This is a genomic window from Methylobacterium sp. E-046 (assembly GCF_022829625.1).
Taxonomy (GTDB): Bacteria; Pseudomonadota; Alphaproteobacteria; order Rhizobiales; family Beijerinckiaceae; genus Methylobacterium; species Methylobacterium longum.
The window spans coordinates 143,481-160,866 of the sequence record NZ_JAKSYP010000277.1; the positions used below are offsets into that span (position 1 = coordinate 143,481).

The 17,386-nt window shown below is 71.4% G+C and carries 10 protein-coding genes; 3 read left to right on the forward strand and 7 right to left on the reverse strand.

Going from position 1 to position 17,386, the window contains the following annotated elements:
- The first annotated feature begins 96 nt into the window (after positions 1–96).
- Both treS and glgB read left to right on the forward strand, forming a co-directional pair.
- The gene (gene treS / locus MKK82_RS30460; protein WP_238289637.1) at positions 97–3,375 is read left to right on the forward strand and encodes a maltose alpha-D-glucosyltransferase; all 3,279 of its coding nucleotides are present in this window, start codon (positions 97–99) and stop codon (positions 3,373–3,375) included.
- Positions 3,372–5,657: a 1,4-alpha-glucan branching protein GlgB gene (gene glgB, locus MKK82_RS30465; RefSeq protein WP_238289638.1), complete on the forward strand. Its 2,286-nt coding sequence runs from the start codon at positions 3,372–3,374 to the stop codon at positions 5,655–5,657. Before treS ends, glgB begins: the two co-directional genes overlap by 4 nt.
- A 329-nt stretch (positions 5,658–5,986) precedes the next feature.
- On the opposite strand, the gene glgA is transcribed toward glgB, so the two are convergent.
- Both glgA and MKK82_RS30475 read right to left on the reverse strand, forming a co-directional pair.
- Positions 5,987–7,522, reverse strand: a complete 1,536-nt coding sequence (gene glgA / locus MKK82_RS30470; RefSeq protein WP_238289640.1) for a glycogen synthase GlgA — start codon at positions 7,520–7,522, stop codon at positions 5,987–5,989.
- Positions 7,523–7,738: 216 nt separating this feature from the next.
- On the reverse strand, positions 7,739–9,322 hold the full coding sequence (locus MKK82_RS30475; RefSeq protein WP_238289642.1) for an alpha-amylase family glycosyl hydrolase: 1,584 nt from the start codon (positions 9,320–9,322) through the stop codon (positions 7,739–7,741).
- 453 nt (positions 9,323–9,775) lie between these two features.
- Between MKK82_RS30475 and MKK82_RS30480 the strand changes: the two genes are divergently transcribed.
- Positions 9,776–12,214 (forward strand): glycogen/starch/alpha-glucan phosphorylase, encoded by a 2,439-nt coding sequence (locus MKK82_RS30480; protein ID WP_238289680.1) that lies wholly within the window; start codon positions 9,776–9,778, stop codon positions 12,212–12,214.
- Positions 12,215–12,322: 108 nt separating this feature from the next.
- On the opposite strand, the gene MKK82_RS30485 is transcribed toward MKK82_RS30480, so the two are convergent.
- The 5 genes from MKK82_RS30485 to MKK82_RS30505 all read right to left on the reverse strand — a co-directional run bounded on the left by MKK82_RS30485 (position 12,323) and on the right by MKK82_RS30505 (position 17,380).
- A complete protein-coding gene (locus MKK82_RS30485) occupies positions 12,323–13,909 on the reverse strand; it encodes a methyl-accepting chemotaxis protein (RefSeq protein WP_243987830.1) in 1,587 nt (528 codons plus the stop codon).
- 525 nt (positions 13,910–14,434) lie between these two features.
- Positions 14,435–15,499 carry an SGNH/GDSL hydrolase family protein gene (locus tag MKK82_RS30490; protein ID WP_238289644.1) on the reverse strand — a complete coding sequence of 355 codons (1,065 nt, stop codon included), beginning with the start codon at positions 15,497–15,499 and terminating at the stop codon, positions 14,435–14,437.
- An 82-nt stretch (positions 15,500–15,581) separates the two neighbouring features.
- Positions 15,582–16,517: a ferredoxin--NAD(+) reductase gene (locus tag MKK82_RS30495; RefSeq protein WP_238289684.1), complete on the reverse strand. Its 936-nt coding sequence runs from the start codon at positions 16,515–16,517 to the stop codon at positions 15,582–15,584.
- A gap of 57 nt (positions 16,518–16,574) precedes the next feature.
- Complete coding sequence (locus tag MKK82_RS30500; RefSeq protein WP_238289646.1) at positions 16,575–16,940, reverse strand: hypothetical protein; 366 nt, start codon at positions 16,938–16,940, stop codon at positions 16,575–16,577.
- A 71-nt stretch (positions 16,941–17,011) separates the two neighbouring features.
- Positions 17,012–17,380, reverse strand: a complete 369-nt coding sequence (locus MKK82_RS30505) for a globin domain-containing protein (protein WP_238289648.1) — start codon at positions 17,378–17,380, stop codon at positions 17,012–17,014.
- Between the last annotated feature and the right edge of the window lie 6 nt (positions 17,381–17,386).

The window sequence follows — 17,386 nt, forward strand, 5'->3', positions numbered from 1 at the left end:
CCGTCGCCGACCATGGCTCCGCGCGGCCGACCGCCCGCGCCCCGGCCGGTCCCGACCGCCGGTCCCAGTCCCTTCGACCGATGAGGCAGCGACGCGATGATCGATCGCAGCGACCCGCAATGGTACCGTGACGCCATCATCTACCAGATCCACGTCAAGTCGTTCTTCGACTCGAACAACGACGGGATCGGCGATTTCGTGGGCCTGACCCAGCGCCTCGACTACGTGCGCGACCTCGGCGTCACGGCGATCTGGCTGATGCCGTTCTACCCCTCGCCGCTCCGCGACGACGGCTACGACATCGCCGATTACGAGGGCATCAACCCGTCCTACGGGACCATGGAGGATTTCAGGGCCTTCGTGGCGGCGGCGCACGAGCGCGGCCTGCGGGTGATCACCGAACTCGTGATCAACCACACCTCGGACCAGCACCCCTGGTTCCAGGCCGCCCGGGAAGCCCCGCCCGGCTCGCCCGAGCGCGACTTCTACGTCTGGTCGGACACCGACGAGCCGTACCGGGACACGCGGATCATCTTCCTCGACACCGAGGCCTCGAACTGGACCTGGGACCCGGTCGCCAAGCAGTATTTCTGGCACCGGTTCTACAGCCACCAGCCCGACCTGAACTTCGACAACCCGAAGGTGCTGGACGCGGTCATCGCCACGATGCGCTACTGGCTCGACATGGGTGTCGACGGGCTGCGCCTCGACGCGATCCCCTACCTGATCGAGCGCGACGGCACGAATTGCGAGAACCTCTCCGAAACGCATGACGTCATCAAGAAGATCCGGGCGGCGCTGGATGCCAGCTACCCCGACCGGATGCTTCTGGCCGAGGCCAACCAGTGGCCCGAGGAGACGGCGCAGTATTTCGGCGACGGCGACGAATGCCACATGGCGTTCCACTTCCCGCTGATGCCGCGGATGTACATGGCGATCGCCCGGGAGGACCGGCACCCGATCACCGACATCATGCGCCAGACCCCGGAGATCCCCGAGGGCTGCCAGTGGGCGATCTTCCTGCGCAACCACGACGAGCTGACGCTCGAGATGGTCACGGCGGAAGAGCGCGACTACCTCTGGTCGTTCTACGCCGCCGAGCGCCGCGCCCGGATCAACCTCGGCATCCGCCGCCGCCTCGCGCCGCTCCTGGAGAACGACCGGCGCAAGATCGAATTGATGAAGTCCCTCGTCCTGTCGATGCCCGGCACGCCGGTGCTCTACTACGGCGACGAGATCGGCATGGGCGACAACATCTACCTCGGCGACCGCGACGGCGTGCGCACGCCGATGCAATGGTCGCCCGACCGCAACGGCGGCTTCTCCCGGTCGAACCCGCAGCGGCTGTTCCTGCCGGCGATCCAGGATCCGATCTACGGCTTCGACGCCATCAACGTCGAGGCGCAGACCCAGGCGCAGACCAGCCTGCTGAACTGGACGCGGCGCATGATCGCGATCCGCAACAACAGCGTCGCCCTCGGCCGCGGCACGATCCAGTTCCTCTATCCGTCGAACCGGAAGGTGCTGGCCTGGATCCGCGAGCACGAGGACGAGCGGATCCTGTGCGTGGCCAACCTGTCCCGGGCGCCCCAGGCCGTGCAGCTCGACCTGTCGGAGCTGCGCACCGCGGTGCCGATCGAGCTGACCGGCGGCACCGAGTTCCCGCCGATCGGCGACCTGCCCTACCTGCTGACCCTGCCGTCCTACGGCTTCTACTGGTTCTCGCTCAGCGCCGCGCGCTCCGGCGTGGTCGGCCCGCAGCAGGAGCCGCCGGAGCTGTTCACCCTGGTGCTCACCGGCGGCATCGAGAGCCTGATGTCGGGCCGCGAGCGCGTCGCCTTCGAGCGCACGGTGGTGCCGTCGTTCCTGATGAGCCGGCGCTGGTTCGGCGCCAAGGGCTCGCGGATCCGGGCCGTGAAGGTCATCGACTGCGCCGCCCTGAAGGACGGGGACGGGAGCGCGCGCTTCCTGCTGCCGCGGCTGCAGGTGCAGCTCGCCACCGGCGAGACCCAGGACTACTTCGTGCCGGTGGGGGTCGAGGAGGGCCGCGAGGACGAGACGCTCCTGCCCTTCGCGGTCGCCCGGGTCCGGCGCGGCCCGCGCACCGGCCTGCTCTACGGCGCGGCCGGCTCCAACAGCTTCGCGGCCTGCCTGATCGAGGACATGCGCCGGGGCACCGAGCTGCCCACGGAGAGCGGACGGCTGGTCTTCTCCACCACCTCGGCCTTCGACCCGGAGGTCACGGTCGACGTGGCCGACATCCGCCGGCTCTCGGCCGAGCAGAGCAACACCTCGATCGCCATCGGGTCGAAGATGATGCTCAAGCTGCTGCGCCGCCTGCAGCCGGGCACGCACCCGGAGATCGAGGTCGGGCGCTTCCTCACCGAGGAGGCGGGCTTTTCCAATACGCCCGCGCTGCTCGGCACGCTCGAGCACGTCGCCGAGGATGGCACCCGGACGGCCCTCGCCGTCCTCCAGAAGTTCGTCATGAACCAGGGCGACGCCTGGACCCTGATGCTGGAGGGCCTGCGCCGGGACTTCGAGACCGTGGTGCTCACCCCGGAGAGCGAGGCCGCCACCCCCGCGGAGGCGTTCCAGGCCCACGGGCCCTGGGCGGACCTGCTCGGGCGGCGCACCGCCGAGATGCACGCGGCGCTGGCGATCGAGACCGACGATCCGGCCTTCGCGGCCGAGCCCTTCACGGAGGACGATCTCGCGGTGCTGGCGCGCGACGCCCGCCACCAGGCCGAGCGCGCCTTCCGGGCGCTCAAGGGCCTGGCCGACCGGGGCCTCGACGCCGGCAAGCCGGCCTGCGCGGAGCTCGGCCAGCGCCGTCAGCAGGTCGAGGCGCTGATCGACGTGCTCACCGCCGAGCCGCCGCTGGGAGCCCACAAGACCCGCATCCACGGCGACTACCATCTCGGGCAGGTGCTGGTCGCCGAGAGCGACCTGATCATCGTCGACTTCGAGGGCGAGCCCTCGCGCCCGGCCGACGAGCGCCGGGCCAAGTCCATGCCGCTGCGCGACGTGGCCGGGCTGATGCGCTCCTTCGCGTACGGGGCCGAGACCGTGACCCGCGAGATCGCCGCCCGGTTCGGCGACACCGAGGAGCGGGCGCGGGACGCCGCCGCCGCGTGGCGGGGCATGATCGAGGCGGCGTTCCTGACCGGCTACCAGTCGGCCGTGGCGGGGTCGCGGGCGGCGGTGACCGACCCGGATACCGGGGCCCGGCTGCTGCGCCTCTGCCTGCTGACCAAGGCCCTGTACGAGGTCGATTACGAAGCCAACAACCGGCCGGACTGGATCGAAATCCCCGCCCGTGGGGTTCTCACCATTCTGGACACGGACGGACACGAGCCCGGAGCAACTGAATGACGGCGATCGACGAGACCTTCGCAAGGCGGGCCGATCCGGAAGTGGGAGCGGCATCGCACGCGGATGTCCCGGGCTCCGGCGGCACCGCGCAGCCGCCGAGCGTCCACCCGGACGCGATCACCGCGCTGATGGACGCCCGCCACGGCGATCCCTTCGCGGTGCTCGGTCCCCACCGGGTCGGACCCGGGGCCTGGGAGGTGCGCGCCGTGCTGCCGGAGGCACGCTCCGCCGCCCTGGTGATGGACGGCCGCACCGTGCCGTTCGAGAAGCGCCACCCGGACGGGTTCTACGTCGCCCGGGTCGAGGGCGAGGGCCGGCCGCTCTACGAGATCGAGGTCGAGTCCTGGGACGGAACCAAGCGCCGCCGCTACGACCCCTACGGCTTCGGCTCGTCGATCGAGCAGTACGACGTCGCCTCCCTGCGCGAGGTCGGCACCAACCTCGTCTACCGGATGCTGGGCGCCCAGTCGGGCCAGCTCGACGGCATCGACGGCTTCCGCTTCGCCGTCTGGGCTCCGAACGCCCGCAAGGTCAGCGTGGTGGGCGACTTCAACGACTGGGACGGGCGGCGCCACCCGATGCGGCTCTGGCAGGATGGCGGCATCTGGGAGCTGTTCGTGCCGGGCCTCAAGGCCGGCGTGCGCTACAAGTTCGAGATCCGCGGGCCCGACGGCGCCCTGGTGCCGCTGAAGGCCGATCCCGTGGCCTTCGCGGCCCAGCACCCGCCGGAGACCGCCTCGGTCACCCACGGGACCAGCGAGTTCGACTGGCGCGATTCCGGCTGGATGACCACCCGGGGTGCCAAGGATCCGCGCCACGCGGCGATCTCGGTCTACGAGGTCCATCTCGGCTCCTGGGCGCGGGTGCCCGAGGAGGGCAACCGCTACCTCACCTACAAGGAGCTCGGCGACCGGCTGATCCCCTACGTCAAGGATATGGGCTTCACCCATATCGAGATGCTGCCAATCACCGAGTTCCCCTTCGACGGGTCCTGGGGCTACCAGCCGGTCTCGCTGTTCGCGCCGACGAGCCGCTTCGGCACGCCGGACGACTTCGCGGCCTTCGTGGACGCCGCCCACGAGGCCGGCATCGGCGTCCTGCTCGACTGGGTGCCGGGCCATTTCCCGCTGGATGCCCACGGGCTCGGCCTGTTCGACGGGACCCACCTCTACGAGCATGCCGACCCGCGCCAGGGCTTCCACCAGGATTGGGGCACCTACATCTACAATTTCGGGCGCACGGAGGTCGCGACGTTCCTGGCCGCCAACGCCCGGTTCTGGCTGGAGCATTACCACCTCGACGGCCTGCGCGTGGATGCCGTCGCGTCGATGCTCTACCTCGACTACTCCCGCCGCCAGGGCGAGTGGATCCCGAACCGGTACGGCGGCAACGAGAACCTCGACGCCATCGACTTCCTGCGCAAGACCAACGAGGCGACCTACAGCCACGCCCCGGGGACGATCACGGTGGCGGAGGAATCGACCTCGTGGCCCGGCGTCTCCCATCCGACCTACACGGGCGGCCTGGGCTTCGGCTTCAAGTGGAACATGGGCTGGATGCACGACACCCTGCATTTCATGCAGGAGGATCCGATCCATCGCCGCTACCACCACCACAACCTGACCTTCGGGCTGCTCTACGCCTTCTCGGAGAATTTCATCCTGCCGCTCTCCCACGACGAGGTGGTGCACGGGAAGGGATCGCTCCTCGGCAAGATGCCGGGCGACCGCTGGCAGAAATTCGCGAATCTCCGGGCCTATTACGGCTTCATGTGGGGGCATCCCGGCAAGAAGTTGCTGTTCATGGGCGGCGAGTTCGGCCAGGAGCGCGAGTGGAACCACGACAACAGCCTGGACTGGCACCTGCTGGAGGATCCCCTGCACAAGGGCGTCCAGAGCGTGGTCCGTGACCTGAACCGGCTCTACGTCGCGACCCCGGCCCTCCACAGCCGCGACGTCGAGCATACCGGCTTCCAGTGGCTGGTGGCGGACGATCAGGACAACAGCGTCATCGCCTGGGCCCGCAAGGGCGCCAAGCCCGGCGAGGTCGCGATCGTGGTGTCGAACTTCACGCCGGTCCCGCGGGAGGGCTACCGGATCGGCGTCCCGCAGGCGGGCTTCTACCGGGAGGCGTTCAACTCGGATGCCGGGGTCTATGGCGGCACGAACCTGGGCAACCAGGGTGGCCGCCACACCGACGCGGAGGCGAGCCACGGCCAGGGGCAGAGCCTGTCGCTGACCCTGCCGCCGCTCGCCACGATGATCTTCCTGCTGGACGGCTGAGCCGCGTCATCCGGAGGGCGCGGGGATCGGCGCCCTCCGGGAATGGACCTGCGCGGCTTGAGACGACGGCGTGCCGGTCGCGCGACAAAGCCCCTTCACCGATCTGGCGGAGGGGCGTCTCGCGATCCCGGCCCGCGTGCCGCTGCCGGCCATCCCGAGCACCGCGTCGGCGCATGCCGACGCCGCTGCCGGGATCGGGCGCGGCATCCCCGACAAGGTCGACGAGGTGCGCCGACGAGATGCAAAGCGCCGAGACGCTCGCGGCCCGGGAGAACACCCCCGGGACGGAGCGGGAAGCCTGCACGGCGCTCGCCCGGTGGGGCGTCGCCTCAGGCCGCCCGCCAGCGCAGCGCCGTGCTGTTGCCGATCGCGCGGCCGTAGAGGCCGGCGTAATTGTCGGCCGCCTGGTCCCAGCCGAAACGGGCCGACATGGCCCGCCGCCGCATGGCGTTGAGGCGCTTCTTCTGGCCGAAGGCCTCCAGCGCCCGCCGGACCGCCGCCCCGAAGGACGCGGCCGAGGCTTCCCCGAAGGTGAAGCCCGTCACCCCGTCCTCGACGGTGTCGGCGAGGCCCCCGGTCCGGCGCACGATCGGCAGGGAGCCGAAGCGCTGCGCGTACATCTGGGCGAGGCCGCAGGGCTCGAAGCGCGAGGGCATCAGCAGGAAGTCGCTGCCCGCGAACATCCGCCGGGCCTGTGCCTCCTCGAAGCCGACATGCACGCCGACCGCGTCGGGATGGCGCTTGGCCAGCCCGCGGAGCGCCTGCTCGAACCGGCCCTCGCCCTGGCCGATCACCACGAGCTGGCCGCCCTCGGCCACGATCGCCTCGGCGGCCTGCAGGCTGAGGTCGATGCCCTTCTGGTGCACGAGGCGCGATACGATGGCGAAGAGCGGGCCGCGGGAGACCGCCAGCCCGAACTGCTGGCGCACCGCCTCGGCGTTGGCGCGCTTGCCCTTCCAGTCGTCGACCTCGAAGCGCGTAGCGAGGTGCGAATCGGTGCTCGGGTCCCAGGTCTCGTCGATGCCGTTGAGGATGCCGGCGAGCCGGCCCTGGCCGGCGCGGGTGCGCAGGAGCCCGTCGAGGCCGCAGCCCATCTCGGGGGTCTGGATCTCCCGCGCGTAGGTCTCGCTCACCGTGGTGACCTGCGAGGCGTAGAAGATGCCGGCCTTCAGGAAGGAGAGCTGGCCGTAGAACTCGGCCCCGTCCACCTGGAAGGCCGTCTCGGGAACGCCGAGCCGGGGCAGGGCGTCCCGGGGAAACAGGCCCTGATAGGCGAGGTTGTGGATCGTCAGCACGCTCGGCACCCGCCGGCCGCGCCAGGCGAGGTAGGCCGGCGCCAGGGCCGCCTGCCAGTCGTTGAGGTGCAGGAGATCGGCGGCCCAATCGGGATCGGCGCCGGCGGCGAGTTCCGCCGCCGCGAGGCTGAGGCGGGCGAAGCGCAGGTCGTTGTCGCCGAAATCGCCGTGCTGGTCGCCGTAGGGGGTGCCGTCGCGCTCGTAGAGCTCGGGGTTCAGGAGGACGTAGATGCGCAGCCCGTCGGCCGCCTCGATCAGCCCGAGGTCGCAGGGCGGCACGCCCGCGAACCCGTCGAGGCGGGCGACCACCGGAATCTCCGGGAAGGCGGCGCGGACCTGCCGGTAGCCGGGAATCAGGACGCGGATGTCGTAGTGCGGCACCAGGGCCCGGGGCAGGGCGGCCGACACCTCGCCGAGCCCGCCGGTCTTCACGAAATCGGCCATCTCGGGGGTGGCGTAGAGGATGCGGCGGCGCAGCGAGGTGGGGCGGGCCGGAATCGTCGGGCGGGCCTCGTCCCCCGCGCCGGATGTCCAGCCGGCGTAGGAACCACCGCGACGCGCATCGAGCATGGGGATCGACCCTGGCCGAGCGGAATGCCCCGATCTGGCAGCGGATCGGGCAGGCAGGGCTGTCGCGACCTCAACCACGTTGAATGCTCCTCCACCGCAACGGTTCCGTTGCGACGCACAAACTAGGCCATCGGCAACCTTAAGCTGAGGTTACCCATACCGCAGTGCGGCGAGAAAGCACTTGGAAAAATCGGCCCGGGTTCGCCGAAGACGCCCTCAGGACCGCCGCAGGATCAGCCCCTCGTCGGGGCCCAGGGTCAGGGCGGCGTCGGCGGTGTCGCCCGCCCGCCCCGCGCGGGTCGAGAGCAGCACCGTCCAGCCGCCCGCGGGCAGCGGCAGGTCCCGCGCCGCGGCACCGAAGTTCAGGATCACCCGCAGGACCTGGTCGTCGGCGAAGCGCTCGTAGGCGAAGACCTCCCCTTCACCCAGCGGCACCGCCCGGTAACCGCCCACGGAGAGGGCCGCGTGGTCGCGCCGCAGGGCCAGCAGGCGCCGGTGCAGGGTGAGCATCGAGCCCGGGTCCGAGCGCTGCGCCTCGACGTTGCGGGTCGCCCAATCCTCAGCCAGCGGCAGCCAGGGCTCGGCCGTGGAGAAGCCGGCCTGCGGGCTGTCGTCCCACTGCATCGGCGTGCGCTCCGGGTCGCGGCCGTGGCCGGGCTCGTTGTGCTCCCACGGGTCGCGGGCGCGGTCCGGCGGAATCGGCACGTGGCCGAGCCCGATCTCGTCGCCGTAATAGAGGGTCGGGGTCCCCCGCAGGGTGAGGAGCAGCATCGCGGCGATGCGGGCCTGCGCCGGCCCGACCCGGGCGGCGATGCGCGGCTGGTCGTGGTTGCCCAGGACCCAGTTCGGCCAGCCGCCCTCGGGCAGGGCCGCCTCGTACTGCGCCACGAGATCGGCCACCGCATCGGCGCGCCACGGGGTCTGGATCAGCTGGAAGTTGAACGGCAGGTCGGCGCCCGTCAGGTCCGGGCCGTAATAGGCCACCAGCCGCTCCACCGGCAGGTAGATCTCGCCGATCAGGACACGCGCGCCGTAGTCGCGCAGCACCGACCGCATGCCGGCGATCACGTCGAAGATCTCGGGCCGGTCGGCGGAGTAGACCTGGGTGAAGCGGTTGATCTCCGGCGCGCCCGGCGCGTAGTCGGGATTGGCCGGGTTGTCGCGGAATCCGGCATCCTTCATCAGGTGCCAGATCACGTCGACCCGGAAGCCGTCGACCCCGCGCTCCAGCCAGAAGCGGAGCACGTCGTGCATGGCCGCGCGCACCGCGGGGTTGCGCCAGTTCAGATCCGGCTGTGCGGCCAGGAAAGCATGGTAGTAGTATTGGCCGGTGGCCGCATCGCGCGTCCAGGCCGGGCCGCCGAAATTCGACAGCCAGTTGTTCGGCGGGCCGCCATCGGGGGCGGGATCGCGCCAGATGTACCAGTCCCGCTTCGGGCTCGACCGCGACGACCGGCTCTCCGCGAACCACGGATGCGCGATCGAGGAGTGGTTGGGCACGAAATCGAGGATCACCTTCAGCCGGCGCCGATGGGCTTCCGCCACCAGGGCATCGAAGTCGGCCAGCGAGCCGAACAGCGGGTCGATCCCGCAGTAATCCGCCACGTCGTAGCCGAAATCCGCCATGGGCGAGGGGTAGACCGGTGAGATCCACACGGCGTCGACTCCGAGCCAGGCGAGGTAGTCGAGCCGCGCCGTGATGCCGGGCAGGTCGCCGACCCCGTCGCCGTTCGTGTCCTGAAAGGAGCGGGGATAGACTTGGTAGACGGTCCCGCGCTTCCACCAGACGGTGTCGGTCATGCTTCCCCTCTCGCGTTGCCGGCCGAGGCCTCACCTGCAGCCCGACCCGGTGACGACCACCGGTGAAGGCCGGTGGATTCCTGAGGCCCGGCCCCCGGTTCGGGCCTGTCCCGCGGGTGTGCCCGACCCGTGTGTCTAGAATGTCACGTTCACACGCTATATGTTTCCCGGCATGCCCATGCCCTCCGCCAAGGCATCGCTGCCACGACTTCGCCGGAAGCCGACCGCATCGTCGGACGCTTCGGGGCACGGATCGCCCGTCCGTTCATGCGGCGGCAATCCATCAAGAGAGATAATCCGCCCACGAAATGCCCGGGCTGAGAATCCGGGGGGACGACTTTGGGGGACCTGCACGTGCTGAACGACGTTCTGATCCGGCCAGTGCCGCATGAGGCCGCGCGCGACGAGCGCCCGTCCGAGGTCCCGGCCACGGCCTCATGGACCGCCCCGGCGCTGTCCGCAAGTGGCGACGCGGTGGTGGACCTGCGGGAATCGATCCGCGCCAAGCTCACCTTCGCGCTCGGCCGGACCCCCGAGACCGCCCGCCCCCGCGACTGGTTCGCGGCGACCGCCCTGGCCCTGCGCGAGCGGATCGTGGCGGCCGCGCTGGCCGCCGAGCGCGGCGTCCCGAACAAGCGCGTCTACTACCTGTCGCTGGAATTCCTGATCGGCCGGCTGATGTCGGACGCGATGAACAACCTCGGCCTCACCGACACCACCCGGGCCGCGCTCCGGGAACTCGGGGTCGAGCTCGACGCCGTGCAGGAGGCCGAGCCCGATGCCGCGCTCGGCAATGGCGGCCTCGGACGGCTGGCCGCCTGCTTCATGGAGAGCATGGCCAGCATCGGCCTCCCGGCCATGGGCTACGGCATCCGCTACGATCACGGCCTGTTCCGCCAGTCCTTCGAGGACGGTTGGCAGCGCGAGGCGCCGGAGACCTGGCTCGCCGAGGGTAACCCCTGGGAATTCCCCCGGCCCGAGGCGACCTACGCCATCGGATTCGGTGGGACCGTCACGCTGTCCTCCGCGGAGCAGGGGGTGATCCGGCGCCACTGGCAGCCGGCCGAGACCGTGCGGGCGGTGGCCCACGACGTGCCGGTGGTCGGCTGGCGCGGGCGCCACGTCAACGCCCTGCGCCTGTGGAAGGCCGAGGCCGGCGAGCCCGTGGACCTCGCCCGGTTCAACGGTGGCGACCATGTCGGCGCGGTCGCGGCGCGGATGCGCGCCGAGGCGATCTCCCGGGTGCTCTATCCGAGCGATTCCTCGGCCGAGGGCCAGGAGCTGCGCCTGCGCCAGGAATACTTCTTCACCGCGGCCTCGATCCAGGATCTCGTGGCCCGCCACGTGGCCGAGCGCGGCGACGTGCGGTCCCTGCCGGACCACGCGGCGATCCAGCTCAACGACACGCACCCGGCGATCGCGGTGCCGGAGCTGATGCGCCTCCTGCTGGACGTGTACGGCCTGTCCTGGGAGGATGCCTGGCACGTCACCACCCACACGCTGCACTACACCAACCACACCCTCCTGCCCGAGGCGCTGGAGACCTGGCCGGTGGAGCTGATGGAGCGGCTGCTGCCGCGCCACATGCAGATCATCTACCTGATCAACTGGATGCATCTGGAGGAGCAGGCCAAGCACGGCCGGCAGGGGCCGGCGGATGCCGCGGCCTACCTCGCGTCGATCTCGCTGATCGAGGAGTCGCACGGGCGGCGGGTGCGCATGGGGCACCTCGCCTTCCACGGCGCCCGCCGGGTCAACGGCGTCTCGGCGCTGCACACCGACCTGATGCGCTCGACGGTCTTCTCCGACCTGCACGCGCTGGATCCCGACAAGATCGTCAACAAGACCAACGGCATCACCTTCCGCCGCTGGTTCCACAACGCCAATCCGGGCCTCACCCGGCTCGCCGTGGAGACCGTGGGGACGGGGGTGCTCGACAACCCCGAGTTGCTCCGCGGCCTGGAGGTCCATGCCGAGGATCCGGCCTTCGTGGCGCGCTACGCGGCCGTGCGCCGGGAGCGCAAGGAGGCGCTGGCGGCGCTCATCGCCGAGCGCACCGGCATCGACGTCGATCCGGCCGCGCTGTTCGACGTCCAGGTCAAGCGCATCCACGAGTACAAGCGCCAGCTCCTCAACATCATCGAGACCGTGGCGCTCTACCAGGCGATCAAGGCCGAGCCGCACCGGGACTGGACGCCCCGGGTCAAGATCTTCGCCGGCAAGGCGGCGCCGAGCTACGTGCAGGCCAAGCTGATCATCAAGCTCGCCTGCGACGTTGCCAAGGCGGTGAACGACGATCCCGAGGTCGCGGACCGGCTGAAGGTGGTGTTCCTGCCGAACTACTCGGTGAGCCTCGCCGAAGCGATCATCCCGGCCGCCGACCTGTCCGAGCAGATCTCCACGGCCGGCATGGAGGCGTCGGGCACCGGCAACATGAAGTTCGCCCTCAACGGCGCGCTCACGGTGGGCACCCTCGACGGGGCCAACATCGAGATCCGCGACCATGTCGGGGCGGACAACATCTTCATCTTCGGCCTGGAGGCGGACGGCGTCCGCGCCCGCCAGGCCGAGCCGGACTACGCGGCCAAGGCGATCCAGGCCTCGCCGCGGCTGGCCGCGGCCCTCGACATGATCGCCGCCGGGCGGTTCTCGCCGGAGGAGCCGGGCCGGTTCCGGCCGCTCACCGACGACCTGCGCCGCCGCGACCAGTACCTGCTCACCGCCGATTTCGACGATTACTGGCGGGTGCAGCGCGCCATCGACGCCGCGTGGCGCGACCCGCGCGGCTGGTGGGCCACGGCGATCCGCAACACCGCCCGCATGGCGTGGTTCTCCTCCGACCGGGCGATGCGCGAATACGCCGAGGAGATCTGGCGGGTGCGGCTGAGCTGAGCCCTCGACCCGCTCCCGCGCGGGAGCGGGTCGCCGGTGCGCATGCGGAGGCCGCCCGCACGCGAAGATCATCCGCACGCGGAGGCCGCCTGAGGGCGGCCGCGGCTCTCAGGCGGCGCGAACGCCGACCAGGAAGCGGCCCACCTCCGCCGAGAGCCGCTCGGACTGGCGCGACAGGGCGGTGGCGGCCGCGAGCACGTGATCGGCCGCCACCCCCGTCCGCCCTGAGGCCTCGGCCACCCCGGCGATGGTGCCGGTCACCTCCGTGGCGCCCCGCGTCGCCTGGGCGATGGTGCGCGCGATCTCCTGCGTCGCCGCGCCCTGCTCCTCCACGGCCGACGCGATCGCGACCGCGACCCCGTTGATCTCGCGGATCCGCGCGGTGATCGTGCCGATCGCGCCGACCGCGGCACCGGTCACGCCCTGAATCCGGCCGATCTGCTCGGCGATCCCGTCGGTCGCCCGGGCGGTCTTCTCGGCGAGGTCCTTCACCTCGCCCGCCACGACCGCGAAGCCGCGGCCGGCCTCGCCGGCGCGCGCCGCCTCGATGGCGGCGTTCAGCGCCAGCAGGTTGGTCTGGCCGGCGATGGACGAGATCAGCCGCACCACGTCGCCGATCTCGGAGGCCGCATTCTGCAATTCTGAGACGAGGCCGGCGGTCTGGTCGGCCTCGCCGACCGCCTGCTGGGCGAGGTCGGATGAGCCGCTCGCCTGGCGGCCGATCGCCCGGATGGCGCTGCCGAGCCGCTCGGTCGAGGCCGCGACGGCGTTGATGTCGGCGGAGGCCGCCTCCGCGGCCGACGCCACCGCGCCGGACTGGCTGGCCGTCTCCTGGGCGGTCTCGGTCATCTGGTGGGCGGTGCCCTCGAGTTCGTTCGCCGCGGACGAGACGCGGTCCACGATCTTGGCCACCGCCTCCTCGAAGGTCCGGGCCAGGTCCATCATGGCGCCCTTGCGCGCGGCGGCGGCCGCGGCCTCCGCGAGGTGCTTGCGCGCGGCTTCCGCCTCGGCGTTGCGGGCCACCATGGACTTGATCGCCTCCACCGCCCGGCCGACCATCCCGATCTCGTCGCCCCGTCGCGCCTCCGCGATCGTGGCCTCGGTATCGCCCCGCGCCATGCGCTGCAGCACGGCGACGAGACGGTGGAGGGGTCGCGTGACGCCGAGCACCACGATCGCGGCGGAAAGGCCCAGGGCGGCGAGCAGGCCCGCCAGGGCGGAGCCGATCAGCACCATCCGGGCCTGCCCGGTCTCCCGCCGCGTCGCGATCTTCGCCTCGCCGAGACGGGCCGCCGCCAGCGCCTCGTAATCCTGGGCCGCCCTGTCGAACCGGGCCCGGATGTCGCGCGCCTCGACGAGGCCGACCTGGATCGCCGCGGGCCGATCGTTCCGGAGGGCGAGGTCGTTGGAACGGTCGAGCCGATCGAAATAGTCCCGGGCTATCTTGCCGATGGTGCGCTGGATGTCCTGAACCTCCTGTCGCCGGGAGCCCGCAGCCAGCGTCTCGATGCTGTCGGCCACCGCCTTCACGGATTCGTCGTAGCGCCTGCGATAGAGGGGGAGATCGCTCTCCGGCCGGCCGATGAGGAGGTTGCGGTTCATGAGGGCCGCGTTGAGGAAATGCTCGCGGACCTGCGCAAATGTTTCCAGGCGAACGAAGTAATAATCGACCAGATAATCATTCCTCCGCTCCATCAGATCGAGCGCAGATATCGAGTAGTATATCAGCATCGCGCTGACCAGCACCATGATCGAGATCGGCGCCGACATCTTCACCGACAACCTCATTTTTCTGAGAAAGTCCATCAGCGATTGTCCCCAATTGGAATCGAATGACGGTTTAACACATCGCTTTTGCTTGGATCCAGTCTCGATCGAATGAATTTTTACTCAGAACATCTCGAATGATCTTCGCCTGAGCCGGGTTCCCGATCGACACGGCGCGTCCGGCAGGCATATGTCGAGACGATCCCGGGCGCCCGGATCCGCAGGGCAGGGGCAGGCCGCGGCCCGAGGCGCGCGCCGACGGGGTCCCCGCCTCCGGATCGGATCGCGGCCCGTCCCGTGCGACTGCCGAACCCGGACTTTCCGGCTCCGGCGCCGCCGGGATCCCGGAGGGCCGCCGGAAGGCTGCGGAGGACGGCGGAGGACGGCGGTCCGGCGCGCGCCGTCGTCCGCCCCATCACCCGCCCCGTCATCCCCGCCCCGTGAGGACCGGATTCACGCCCCCCCGATACGCCTGAGCCGCAGCGCGACGCGGCGCAGGTCGCGCCGGAGCCGGTGGCGCAGGCGCGCGGCGCGCGCGGCGAGGCCCAGGGGGCGCCGGCAGAAGAGATGCGACACGCGCCCCAGCCGCGGCCCCGGATCCGGCACGCCCTTGCGCAGGGCGATGTCGGGCCGCTCCGCCGATTGGGCGAGGCGCACCGCGCGCGCGGCCCGGAGGGTGACGCTGCGGAACATCGCGCGCGTGTAGTAGGAGAAGGCATCGTAGGCGACGAGGTCGTGCGCCCGCCCGGTCGCCGGGTCCTGGACCGTCAGCGTGCCCGCCCGCGGCCCGTAGGTCACGAGGATCCCGATCACGTCGCGGGGGCGGTCGAGGGGGATGTCGACGCGCGCGCCCTCGGGAATCTCCAGGAAATCCAGCGGGATGCCGTTACGCTGCACGGCGAACCCGCAGGTCAGGCCGGGGAGGGTCCGCAGCGGCAGGGACTCGAACCGGCCCGGCAGCCCCCGGAACTGGGCGACGTAGGCGCGGCCCGGCTGCGGCGCGCGCAGGAAGCTGTAGACCAGGGTGCCGTAGAGGTCGGCGCCGGCCGGTGTGACGTGGGTCCCGTCGGTCAGGAGGTAGGTGATGTCGCCGGCACCCGCCGCCGCCACCGGGGCGGCGATGTCGAGATACGGGATGCCGTAGAGGGCGCGGTACTCCGCCAGCAGGCCGGCGACGGGCTCGGCCGCGTAGTCGACCCCGCCCTGGTGGAGATTCAGGAAGGCGACGGGCAGGTTCCGCCGGGCGGTCGCCGCGAGGATGTCGTCGAGATAGGCCCGCATGGTCGCGCCGTCGAAGTAGCGGACGTTGCCGGTGAACAGCTCCAGGAGGACGAAGTCGCAGGGGTGTGCGTCCAGGATCTCGTCGATCAGGCAGGCGATGGAGGGCAGGGAATGGCCGCCCCAGCCGCTCCGCAGGACGGTGAGGGGGCGCCCCTCGGCCTCGGCCAGGGCATTGGCCCGCTCGACGTAGCCCGGCAGCTCCGTGACGCTGTAGCCGAGACAGAGGACGCGGACCATCGGGACTCGGGCTCGGGGCCGGCCATGCACGCCGACCCGGCGCGGGTATCAGCCGATCGCCGCCGCGTCGAGGCGGCCACCGTCAGTCGAGCACGATCGGGTAGCAGCGGGCGCCCACCGAGGCGGCGAGCACCTGGACGGCGCCCACGGTCGAGACGTCGCCCGCCACGTGGACCACGTCGGTGGCGCGCAGGCTCGGCAGATGGGCGGTGAGCGGGCCGGAGCGCACGTCCGGCGGGCGCTGGCGGCCGCGGTCGGCGCAGAGCACGATCCGGGCGACGCCGGTGCGGCGCAGCCAATCCAGGCTCTCGCGCATGTAGAGGTCCAGCGCGTCCCGGGCCCCGACGGCGAGCGCCATCTCGCGGGCGGGCTCGACGTAGCGGGCCGCCCGGGCGATCGCCCAGATCGCGCCGAATCCGGCACCGGCCGCCACCAGCACGAGGCGCCCGCCCCCGGGTCGGTAGTGACCCCGGCCGACGGGCCCCTTCAGGCGCACCGGCTGGTCGAGCCGGAGGGCGTCGAGGGGGTCGCCCTCGGGGTCGCGGGCGACGTGGAACACGGCCTCGTTGATCTCGGTCGCGCCGTCGACCCGCTGGGTCGGGGACAGCGTCATCGTGGGCAGCCCCGCGAAGGTCACCAGCGCCTGATGGCCGGGCTCGCAGGTCGGGCGCCGGGTCAGGGTCGCCACGACCTCGACGATACCGGGGCTGAGCCGGCGGATCTCCGTGACCGTGCCCTTGCGGACGGCCACGGGCGGCGGCGGCGCCTCCTCGTGAGCCTGGATCGGGGCGCCCGGAAGGGGCGGCCGCAGGATCTCGGCCCGGGCCCGGCGGGCCGGGTGGCGGCGGCCGGACGGCGCCGCGCTCCCTTGCGCGACGCCCTGGCCGGCGATCAGGTTGCCCGACTGGGCTTGCAGCGGCGCGATCATGCCCTCGGCGAGCGCCGCCTCCAGCGGCGTGTCGCCGGTCGAGACGCGCACCGACCGGCCGTTGACGACGAGCGAGCAGCGCGCGCCCATAGTCTGCCCCCCCATAGTCTGCCCCCCCACGGCCTGACCCCGCATGACTTCGGCGGATCAGCGGGGCCGAACCAGGAGCGTGTCGACGAGGGCCGCCCAGCGCTCCCGGGTCGCGCGGACATCGTCGGTCGGGGCGGATTCCGTGAGGAGCTGGCGCTGCGCCCGCAGCGACTCGACCTCCCGACGCTGGGCCCGGAGCACCGCCTTGACCACCTGGAGCTCGGTCTCGAGCCGGGCGATCTCCTCGGCCTCGTCCGGGTCCTCCGCGAGATCCTCGGCCGCCGCGTCGGCGCGGAGCGGATCGCGGCCCGACAGGGGCAGGCGGGTGCGGGCCTGCTGCTCCATCCGGACCGGCCGGGCCATCAGGCGGCGCACGAGATCGGAGCTGCCTGACTGCTGGTTACGCCTCGCCGCCTCGGCCATCCGACCATCCCCATCGCGGGCGAAGCGCCCGTCCATCAACAGGAGCTTGATCGGACATGGTTAAGGGCGGCTTAAGCCGCCTCCGTGGCCGCCCGCTTCGTGACCCCGGCGACGAGCCCGCAGGTCTCGATCCGGGCCGCCCGCACCTCCGGGGGGAGATCCGGGCCCAGCCCCTGCTCCAGGGCCCACAGCGGGGCGTCGCCCACCGGCGCGCCATGGGCGGCCTGCGTGCCGTAGGCGCAGTGCTTGCGCCCGAGATCCTGGAGCGCCGGGACCATCGTCTCCGGCTGGTTCAGGTTGGCCACCACGAGGCCGAGCATGGCCATCAGCTTCTGCTTCTGCGCGGTCATGTCGTCGGGGAAGAGGCCCCGCAGCTGAGGGGCGATCTCGAACAGCCGGCCGTCGAACAGGTCGGCCGCCGTCCCGGCGATCGGCCGCACCGTCGC